The sequence below is a fragment of the Providencia sp. M-27 genome, assembly GCF_011077905.1.
Lineage (GTDB): Bacteria > Pseudomonadota > Gammaproteobacteria > Enterobacterales > Enterobacteriaceae > Providencia > Providencia huaxiensis.
Genome location: NZ_JAALBT010000050.1, coordinates 1 through 2,780, shown reverse-complemented (window position 1 = coordinate 2,780; position 2,780 = coordinate 1). Strand labels below are relative to the sequence as shown.

At 41.9% G+C, this 2,780-nt stretch carries 2 protein-coding genes; both read right to left on the bottom strand.

Annotated features, from left to right (window positions below; translation table 11 throughout):
- Positions 1 to 353 precede the first annotated feature (353 nt).
- On the bottom strand, positions 354 to 998 hold the full coding sequence (locus tag G6Q48_RS21820; RefSeq protein WP_012634451.1) for a quinolone resistance pentapeptide repeat protein QnrD1: 645 nt from the start codon (positions 996 to 998) through the stop codon (positions 354 to 356).
- A gap of 960 nt (positions 999 to 1,958) precedes the next feature.
- Positions 1,959 to 2,399 carry a hypothetical protein gene (locus tag G6Q48_RS21815; RefSeq protein WP_015063446.1) on the bottom strand — a complete coding sequence of 147 codons (441 nt, stop codon included), beginning with the start codon at positions 2,397 to 2,399 and terminating at the stop codon, positions 1,959 to 1,961.
- Between the last annotated feature and the right edge of the window lie 381 nt (positions 2,400 to 2,780).

Genomic DNA, 2,780 nt, shown 5'->3' with positions numbered 1-2,780 from the left:
AATGCACCACTTGATTGACTCGGACTTAGCCCGGTCTCCGAAAGGATAAACAGGCAAATTGTGGTAGTAAAACGTACCGGAAAACGAAATTCCGGCTCTACCTCCGAATCACGCTGCGGTATCGAAAGATTACAGTGCGTACCTGATAAGAGCACCAATCAACGGACTAGGGATTTCTTGGATTGCGAAGTGTCGAAAGAAGCCCAACCTAACCAAACTTAGCCAGATTAACGAGCTAAGAGACCATGACCCAATAACTGATCATGGAGAAAAGCAAAGACAAGATGAAGATGTCGCTTCGCTCCGTTTTGATTAGTACCACATTGGGGCATTAGGCGTTTTTTACCTAGATTTTATCGGTGAACAATAACACCTAAACTCTCAACAAGCTGAAGCGCCTGCTCTCCATCCAACTTCACTCCATCTAAATTAATTCGCCTTGCATCAAGCTCGCCAAGCGCCCCACCCGTTAAATCACAACCAGTAAAATCAGCCAAAGACCAATCAAACGATGAAAACTCCCCACAAGAAAGATCGGAGCCACGAAACACGGCGCCAGTTATCACAGTGCCATTCCAGCGATTTTCCCACAGTTCGCACTTTTCTAATATGACTCTAGAAAAATTAGCGTAACTAAGATTTGTCTTGGTTATATAAGCACTACAAAACCATGACCTTGTAGTTATCATATTCATAAAATTAGCCCCTCGAAAATCAGCTCCTTGAGCTAAACACTCACTAATTTCAAGACCTAAGGCGCTAATGTTTTTAAAATTACTCATTGATAAATCGCAGCTTTTAAAGCTAGCGTTTTTTAGTTTGGCTCTATTAAAATCACACCCTTCCAAGCTATTCCTGTCGTAAAAACTACAATCAACAAATTCAGTATCAGTTAAATCAACCCCTGAAAAATCACAATTTGAAAAGGCAATATTTTTAACTCTATTCCCCGTAAATTGATCTCGTGAAAACTTTTCATTGATAAAGTGCTTTTCCATACATGCTACACCTGGTTATTTATACAGTGCAATCATTGTACATTAATTTGAACAACCTTAAACTCTAGCTAAAATTGATTCATACAATCCCTTTTATGTTAAACGGGCGAGTTAGTTAGCAAAAACCTCCCGTTCATCCCCATTAAAGCCCCTCGAAACGATTTTAAGACACGATCACCCTATAAAACACCCAAATCTACGCTGAAAGTTTAGAACGGTTTTGCGGGCTTCTGAGTGCGTTTTTAACATCGTGCAAACTGACAAGTAAAACGATGCGAAATCGCTGAAAGTCACAAACTTGTTTTGTGGCAAGAAGCGATTTGACCAACCGAGTAAAACGAGGGCGGTAGGCTTTTTGTTTTTATCCTGATGAGCGTCCAGCGAAGAAAGGGAAAAACAGGGGGAGCCGAAACGAAATGACACGCCCCAGCGATGGCAAGTGAACCCCAGTGAACGTGTTTCGTTTTGGGGGCAAAGCCCCCCGTCAAGCGAAGCGTCTGACCACCACATTTTTGAGCGACCAAATACAGGGGCGAAAAAAGGGGGTGGTCAGACGAACGCAGTGAGTTTGACGGGCTTGGGTGAATGGTTTTTTTCGCAGGCGTCCAGCCGAAGAAAATAGCCAGAGGGCGGAGCCTTATGTCATTCATTTTCGTCCAGAAAATGAGTGGCATTGATACTGAAAGTATCATGGGGTGCAAGTTAGTAAAACTATGATTCTACCCATTATTTCACCCGTTATTCTGCCCGTTATACCTAAATTGGGTGCAATAACGGGTAAAGTAATAGGTAGAATAACAGGTGGATTAATGGGTAAGAAATAACACAACGTCATCTTGTGTCTATCTATTATTCTGTATCTTATTCTATGTATTATTCTACCTATTACAGACGAAATAGATAAAATAAGAGATAGAATAATAGATAGGATAATACATAAAATAATAGGTAAACCTAACGTCAGCGCACCTTTTCTTCGAGCTGTTTTAGCATCGAAATATCACCTAATAACCGTTGATTTTTACCTGTGAAAAAGATGATCGGACTGACATTTGCATTATCAATACTTCGGCTTAACTGAATTCCCATCGCCTGATAATCATCATCGTTTGTGCAATGGTATAACGCTAAAACAAGCTGACATTGTTCTGGAGTTCCGCATTCTATTGCCCAGCGGATCAACTCCGAAAAGGTCAATCCGTTCGGTTTCCAGTGTTTTTTATGCCGTGACGCTAACGCCTTAAATTTTTCACGCCCTTGATTATATTTTTCTGCCCCGATCACCGGATCTTCACAACGAACCCCTTGAACCGGTCGCTTATCAAATGACAATTCCCATAAATTTAATTCTTCGATGTATTCGTAATCTTCTGGCGATGCCAAACGAAATAATTGAGACATAGAGACACCCTCCGATCATGTGTGAACGGAGACAGTATAAGGCTTTCGAGAAATTCCGCTTCCTCGACGTGAAACAAGTTCACGCCTTGCGGCGAGCGTTGCGAATTGAATTTATGAGGTTTACCAAGCTCCAGATGTAACAAAGCCCCGTGACAGCATCACAGGGCTCTGGTACTCTAAATCTTGTGCATTCGTTGCTCAGATTAGACGTCGCAATCCAATCTTAGCAACGTGAGAGGCGCTTGTCACGTTCTCATTAAATACCAGCCAACGACATTAACCCAAATGCACCACTTGATTGACTCGGACTTAGCCCGGTCTCCGAAAGGATAAACAGGCAAATTGTGGTAGTAAAACGTACCGGAAAACGAAATTCCGGCT

Excerpts from the sequence above, each read along its gene's own strand:
- G6Q48_RS21820 (WP_012634451.1), bottom strand. The coding sequence starts at position 998 with ATGGAAAAGCACTTTATCAATGAAAAGTTTTCACGAGATCAATTTACG.
- G6Q48_RS21815 (WP_015063446.1), bottom strand. The coding sequence starts at position 2,399 with ATGTCTCAATTATTTCGTTTGGCATCGCCAGAAGATTACGAATACATC.